This is a genomic window from Paenibacillus dokdonensis (genome assembly GCF_004916975.1).
Classification (GTDB): Bacteria; Bacillota; Bacilli; order Paenibacillales; family Paenibacillaceae; genus Paenibacillus_AQ; species Paenibacillus_AQ dokdonensis.
In genome coordinates this window covers 632,856-640,000 of the sequence record NZ_STGQ01000002.1, presented here as the reverse complement: position 1 = coordinate 640,000, position 7,145 = coordinate 632,856, and the positions used below count along the sequence as shown (strand labels likewise).

The window sequence follows — 7,145 nt, the reverse complement described above, 5'->3', positions numbered from 1 at the left end:
CCGATCTGGTCATTACTGAGACGAACTACCGTACCGTTATGAAATTCAGTCGCCTTTTGGATAAAGATTTGAACCAAGGCAGGATCAAGTTTCCCAAATGCCTCAGAGTGAATCTGCTCTAACACTAAGTAAGGAGACTGAGACTTCTGGTAAATACGATTGAGTGTCATGGCGTGAAAAATGTCTGTAATGCCGACGATCTTGGCATAGACATGAATCTTACTTCCATCAAGACGCAGCGGATAACCCGAACCATCCACTTTTTCATGATGCTGAAGCGCGGCAAGCCGGACCCCTTCATTAATAGCTGTTACATTCTTAAGTATCTGGTAGCCATAAGTCGTGTGTCTGCGCATTTCCTCAGACTCTGCCGCGGACAGCGGCTGCGGCTTGAATAATATTGCCGGATCCACCTTGGTATTGCCAATGTCATGAAATAAACCGGCAAAGGCGGCCTGCATCCAGTCCTTTTGTTGGAGCCCGCTCCACTTGGATAGTAGATAAGAAGAGAGCGCGCATAATACGGCGTTATGGTAAATGTAATCATACTCATTCATTGATCTTGGGGTGAACATCAAAGGATTATATTCCTTGATATGCACAATGGTTGCTTCCAACTGGTTGCGCAGCTCATAGATGGGCAGATCGGCTGCGATAACCGATTGATTCGCACTTTTCACGAGCAAAAGCAATTTGTCGTATTCATCATGAAACGTGGAGTTTTTACTTGATACCATCTGTTCGGTTTGAGCCTTCTCATTCAATAGGCTTTTTTGTACAGGAGGTTTTGAACCATTCCTTACATCTGCATCACCTGCATCAACCTCGACGTACTGCACCATGAAGGCTCGCAGAATATCCAAGTCACGCGGAAGCAGAACAGTGCCTTTATGCAGCAATAGTCCTCCAAGGGAGGTATGTACATCTTTTGATAGCTTAATACCGGGTTTCAATTCCAAAATAGATATGCTGGCCATAACGATAACCTCGCTAACTTCCACCAATTAAAATATGGCAATATACCCCATTATATTACGTATGGTAAGCCTGTACAATCTATAATGCTGTGGATATTAAATGTCTGCCTCATGATATAAGGAGCACCATCAGACGATCCAGAGGAAATTATTCATTCTGATCACTCAGAACATAAAAAAATAGCATGGCTTTTGATTAATCAAAAGCCATGCTATTTTCAATTTATGATTTATTCTTCGTCCGAAGAATCTTCCGTATCAGCCTCTGTTTCGCTCTCAGCGGCCTCTACAGGTTCTTCGCCTTCAGCAGGTGGGTTGATGCCGTTCTCTTCAAACTCGGCACCTTCCTCATCATCCTCAGGCTCATCACTCTTATCAGCACGGCATACCGTTGCTACAAAGTCGTCTTCGCGGATGTTGATCAGCTTCACACCCTGCGTATAGCGGCCCATGATGGAGATTCCTTCTATACTTGTGCGGATCAGGGTCCCGCTGGATGTAATGATCATCAAATCTTCATCCGGTTTTACAACCTTCAAGCCGACAACCGGTCCATTCTTATCGGTCACGTTCATCGTCTTGATTCCCTTACCGCCACGAGTCTGCGAACGGTAGTCGCTGAGCGGTGTCCGTTTTCCGTAGCCTTTGGCAGTTACAATCAGAGTATCCAGTTCTTTATCGACAACATCCATGCCAATGACCTGGTCATCGTCATCCAGTGTAATACCTTTGACACCGGTGGCACTGCGGCCCATGGAACGTACATCGCTTTCCGAGAACCGGATAGACATGCCCTGTGCCGTACCCATGATCATTTCCCGCTGGCCGTCGGTTAATTTAACCTCAATCAGCGCGTCATCATCACGGATATTAATTGCAATCAACCCGCCCTTGCGGATATTCACGTAATCCTCAAGCGGCGTCTTTTTGACAATACCGCCCCGGGTAACGAAGAACAGGTACTTATCACTTTCAAATTCCTCTACCGGAATAACAGCATTTATCGTTTCCCCTTGTTCAATCTGAATCAGGTTAATGATTGCTGTTCCCCGCGCGGTGCGGCCTAGCTCCGGAATTTCATACGCTTTGAGACGGTATACCTTACCTCTGTCGGTAAAGAACATCAGGTAATGGTGAGAGTTGGTTACAAACAGATGCTCAACAAAGTCCTCATCCTTGGTATCCATTCCCACAACCCCGCGTCCGCCACGTTTTTGGCTGCGGTAGGTATTAGCCGGTAGGCGTTTGATGTACCCTGTATGCGTGATGGTGATAACCACTTCCTCACGCGGAATCAGGTCTTCATCCAAAATGCTTTCTTCGCCGATGGTAATTTCCGTCCGGCGCGCATCAGCAAAACGTTCCTTGATTTCAAGCAGTTCGGTACTGATGATCTCGAGAATGAGATGCTCATTAGCCAAAATCTCTTTGTACTCTGCAATTTTGACCATCAATTCCTGGTATTCATTCTCGATCTTATCGCGTTCCAGTCCAGTCAGGCGCTGCAAACGCATTTCGAGAATCGCCTGGGTCTGCTCATTGCTGAGTCCAAAGCGCTCGATCAAACGTTCACGAGCAATATCCGTTGTTTGAGAACCGCGGATAATTGAAATCACTTCATCCAAATGATCCAGAGCCACACGCAAGCCTTCAAGAATATGTGCACGGGCCTCGGCTTTTTTCAGATCATATTCCGTCCGTCGGCGAATAACCTCGACCTGATGCTCCAAGTAGTAATGCAGGACATCCCGCAGACTCAGAACTTTCGGTTCATTTTTTACAATTGCCAGCATGTTGATGCCGAAGGTGGACTGCATCGCTGTATGTTTGTACAAGTTATTCAGCATCACGCTTGGATTTACATCGCGGCGCAGTTCAATGACGATTCGCATACCATTGCGGTCGGACTCGTCCCGCAGATCAGTAATTCCATCAATTCTTTTTTCGCGCACCAGCTCGGCAATCTTCTCAACCAAACGAGCTTTATTCACCTGATAAGGGAGCTCGGTTACGATAATGCGTGCTTTATTGTTGTTTTCCTCTATTTCCGCTTTGGCCCGCATGGTTACGGAGCCGCGTCCGGTTTCATAAGCTTGGCGGATTCCTGAGCGTCCAAGTATATAGCCGCTTGTTGGAAAATCCGGTCCATTGATATATTCCATCAAATCCAGCGAAGTAAGATCCGGATCCTTGATCAGGGCAAGCGCCCCATCAATGACCTCGCCCAGGTTATGCGGCGGAATATTGGTGGCCATCCCGACGGCAATACCCGATACACCGTTGACCAAAAGATTCGGGTATCTTGCAGGAAGCACAACCGGCTCCAGCTCTTCGCCATCATAGTTTTCAGTAAAATCGATCGTTTCTTTGTTAATATCACGCAGCATCTCCTGCGCAATTTTAGAGAGACGTGCTTCGGTATAACGCATAGCCGCCGGAGCATCACCGTCAACAGAACCAAAATTACCGTGACCTTCGACAAGCATATAGCGCATCGAGAAATCCTGAGCCATCCGTACCATGGTCTCATATGCAGGCACATCACCGTGCGGATGGAACTTACCGATGACCTCACCGACGATTCTGGCCGATTTCTTGAACGGCTTATCCGGAGACAAACCAAGCTCAGACATCGCATATAGCACGCGCCGGTGTACCGGCTTGAGTCCATCCCGCACATCCGGTAAAGCCCGGCTTACAATGATGCTCATCGCATAATCCATAAAGGATTCGCGCATTTCTACACCAATGTCCCGCTCCTTAATCTGGGGATTTTTTTCTTCCGCCATGGTGAAGACCCTCCTCCATTTCACTTACAAACACATCTATATTCAATCTAAACTAAAGATAAGTGGCTGCTAGCCTTGAAGTTATATCTGTTTCAGAGCCTCGTGCAGCACGAACCTTAGTTCTATACAAGCATAAAACGGCATGCCGCAGTCCGCCGGTTAACCGAGGAAAGCAGTACCGTTCGATGAAACCAATTACGATAAATCCACTAATCTTTATTATATTACTTTCACAAAAAGAGCACAATTAAACGTTTGGATTTTTACTCCGCTAATAACCGCCCAACTTACCTGCCTGTGGGGATTCGCCCTACCTTCTTTTTCCTCTCAACATATACTAATAGGCAAAAGGAGCTGTTTTTTCGGGACTGGGCTTTAAAATCACGGCATCTTTATATTATACCATTCATTTGCTCCCTTGTCCTATGTTTTGCGCATTCCTTGGTCCATATGATGATCCCTCAAGGCAGCCCTGCTGCCTGTTCATTTAAACTTTCGCGGAAAGGATGAAATATATTGGCTATACAGCGTGTTTCAAGCAAATGGGCTAAAACGAAAGTACTTTTACGTAACAGGCAAATCACACGCTATATTCCCCTCACCTTAAAATATTCGCAGGATACCTTGATAGAGATGATGAATAATCATTCACTCGTATATATTAAGCCCGATATCGGCACTTACGGTAATGGGGTCATGTGTGTGGAACGACTGATTACATCGGAACAATCCGATCAAGGTGACTCACCGACTAATCCTGAACTTTATAACCTGCAATTTAACACCAGCCGCGAAGAATTTCATAACCTGAATGATCTCCATTCCGCTATCCTCAGACGAACGCAGCATAAGCTTTATCTGATACAACAGGGTATTACCAAGTTGAAATACAAGGAGCGTTCCTTTGATTTAAGAGTCTTGACGCAAAAGAACACATATGGCAGATGGGAAACGACTGGTATTATCGGACGTGTGGCGGCCAAAGATAAAATCATTACCAACTACCACAGCGGCGGGAAGATTAAGATGCTGGACGAGGTACTGAGAGAACATGCTTCCCAGGAACATATCAATGCGCTTGAAAAAGATTTGTATAATCTCGGTGTGGACACGGCCAGACAACTGCAAAAGGATTATCCCAAACTGCAGGAGATCGGACTGGATGTCGCACTCGACAAAACACTGTATCCCTGGATTCTCGAAGTGAACACATTGCCCGCTCTCTTCCCTTTCAAAAAATTTTTCAAAGATAAAAATGTATACCGGCGGATTGAGCGCTATGCCATTGCCTATGGGCGACTCCCGGCTCGCCGGAAGGAAATCCGCAGTAAATCCAAAGCTTGAAGCGCTGCACATAAAAAGAAAAAGGTGCCCTGACAGGCACCTCCTTGGTGTTTCGCTTAGAAATTAGATATCCAGATTCTTCACATGTCTGGCATGCTCATGAATGAAATCACGACGCGGCTCGACATTGTCACCCATCAGCGTGTCAAAAATCATATCCGCCTGCATAGCATCCTCGATGGTTACCTGCAGCATCGTCCGGCTCTCCGGATCCATGGTTGTCTCCCATAACTGTTCAGGATTCATCTCGCCCAGACCTTTATAGCGCTGAATATTAACTTTAACATTCTCTCCGAATTCAGCGATAATTTCATCGCGCTCTTTCTCGGAACCTGCGTAGCGAATAGTTTTATTCCGCTCAATTTTGAACAAAGGCGGCTGAGCGATATAGACATACCCCGCTTCAAGCAGCTGTCGCATGTACCGGTAGAAGAATGTCAGCAGCAATGTACGAATATGTGCTCCATCGACATCGGCATCGGTCATAATGATTAGCTTATGGTAACGAGCTTTGCTGATCTCAAAATCCTCATCGCCAATCCCTGTTCCCATCGCTGTTACCATCGCGCGGATTTCCAAATTGGACAGAATTCGGTCCAGACGGGCCTTCTCTACGTTCAGAATTTTACCGCGAATCGGCAGGATCGCCTGGAAATGACGGTCACGTCCCTGTTTGGCGGATCCACCAGCGGAGTCACCTTCGACGATGTACAGCTCACTAATAGATGCATCCTTGGAGGAGCAATCCGCAAGTTTACCTGGCAGGGCACTGATCTCAAGCGCACTCTTACGGCGCGTTAACTCACGTGCTTTACGGGCAGCTTCACGGGCACGGGATGCCTGCAGTGCTTTTTCCAGCACTCGTCTAGATACAGACGGGTTCTCACCCATAAATTCCTGAAGCTTCTCGGAAAATAGAGATTCCACGATGCCGCGGACTTCACTGTTACCGAGCTTAGTCTTCGTCTGACCCTCGAACTGAGGCTCTGGAATTTTGACGGAAATAATCGCAGTTAAGCCTTCACGAACATCATCACCGGACAGGTTGGCATTACTATCCTTAATCATGCCGCTCTTGCGGGCATAGTCATTGATGATACGTGTTAATGCACTCTTGAAGCCAGATTCATGCGTACCGCCTTCATGCGTGTTGATGTTATTGGCAAAGGAATAAATATTTTCGGTATAGCTGTCATTGTATTGCAGCGCGATTTCGACCTGGATCATGTCGCGTGAGCCTTCGACATAAATCGGCTGCTCATGAAGCGCCTCCTTCTTCTCGTTCAAATACTTGACGTATTCAATAATGCCGCCTTCGTATTTGAAATAGTTCGAGGCTCCTGTCCGTTCGTCGGTCAGCGTCAATGCAATGCCCTTATTCAGGAATGCCAGCTCTCTGATCCGTGTCAGCAACGTATTGTAGTCATATTCAGTCGTTTCAGTGAATATTTCCGGATCCGGCAGGAATGTAACGGTCGTTCCATGATCATCAGATTCACCGACAATTTTAATATCATACTGTGGAGCGCCGCGATGATATTCCTGTTGATAAACATGACCATCACGTCTGACCTGTACAACAACCTTGGACGAAAGTGCGTTAACGACAGAGACGCCCACGCCATGCAGACCGCCGGAAACTTTGTATCCCCCGCCGCCAAACTTACCGCCTGCATGCAGGACGGTCATAACGACTTCCAGGGTGGATTTTTTCAGCTTGGCATTCTCACCGACCGGAATACCCCGTCCATTATCAATAACCGTAATGCTGTTATCTTTATGAACGATGACCTCGATATGATCACATATGCCGGCCATAGCTTCGTCGATACTGTTATCCACCACTTCCCATACCAAATGGTGAAGACCTTTGGCGCTGGTAGATCCGATATACATACCAGGACGTTTACGGACGGCTTCCAGACCCTCCAGAACCTGAATCTGACTCTCATCATATTGCGGTTGATTCATAGACATGCCTGTCACCTACTTCTATAAATTCTATATCTGCTGTTACGAATCCAAATGGTTTGAA

The 7,145-nt window shown here is 46.7% G+C and carries 4 protein-coding genes (1 of these 4 only partly in view); 1 reads left to right on the top strand and 3 read right to left on the bottom strand.

Features of this window, described 5'->3' with window-relative positions:
* Positions 1-977, bottom strand: partial view of an HD-GYP domain-containing protein gene (locus tag E6W40_RS20895; RefSeq protein ID WP_136607538.1) — the 5' portion only. 121 nt of this gene lie to the left of the window's left edge; 977 of the gene's 1,098 nt are visible here — the first part of the coding sequence; the start codon lies at positions 975-977; its stop codon lies beyond the left edge, outside the window.
* Positions 978-1,207: 230 nt separating this feature from the next.
* Entirely contained in the window at positions 1,208-3,766 is a 2,559-nt protein-coding gene (gene gyrA, locus E6W40_RS20890; protein WP_136607537.1) for a DNA gyrase subunit A, read from the bottom strand.
* Positions 3,767-4,282: 516 nt separating this feature from the next.
* Here gyrA and E6W40_RS20885 point away from each other — a divergent pair.
* Complete coding sequence (locus E6W40_RS20885; protein WP_136607536.1) at positions 4,283-5,110, top strand: YheC/YheD family protein; 828 nt, start codon at positions 4,283-4,285, stop codon at positions 5,108-5,110.
* A gap of 63 nt (positions 5,111-5,173) precedes the next feature.
* Here the strand turns inward: E6W40_RS20885 and gyrB are convergent, their stop codons facing one another.
* A complete protein-coding gene (gene gyrB, locus E6W40_RS20880) occupies positions 5,174-7,087 on the bottom strand; it encodes a DNA topoisomerase (ATP-hydrolyzing) subunit B (RefSeq protein ID WP_136607535.1) in 1,914 nt (637 codons plus the stop codon).
* Between the last annotated feature and the right edge of the window lie 58 nt (positions 7,088-7,145).

What these genes read in the sequence shown, in the direction of transcription:
- gyrB (WP_136607535.1), bottom strand. Translation starts at nt 7,087, where the DNA reads ATGTCTATGAATCAACCGCAATATGATGAGAGTCAGATTCAGGTTCTG.
- gyrA (WP_136607537.1), bottom strand. Translation starts at nt 3,766, where the DNA reads ATGGCGGAAGAAAAAAATCCCCAGATTAAGGAGCGGGACATTGGTGTA.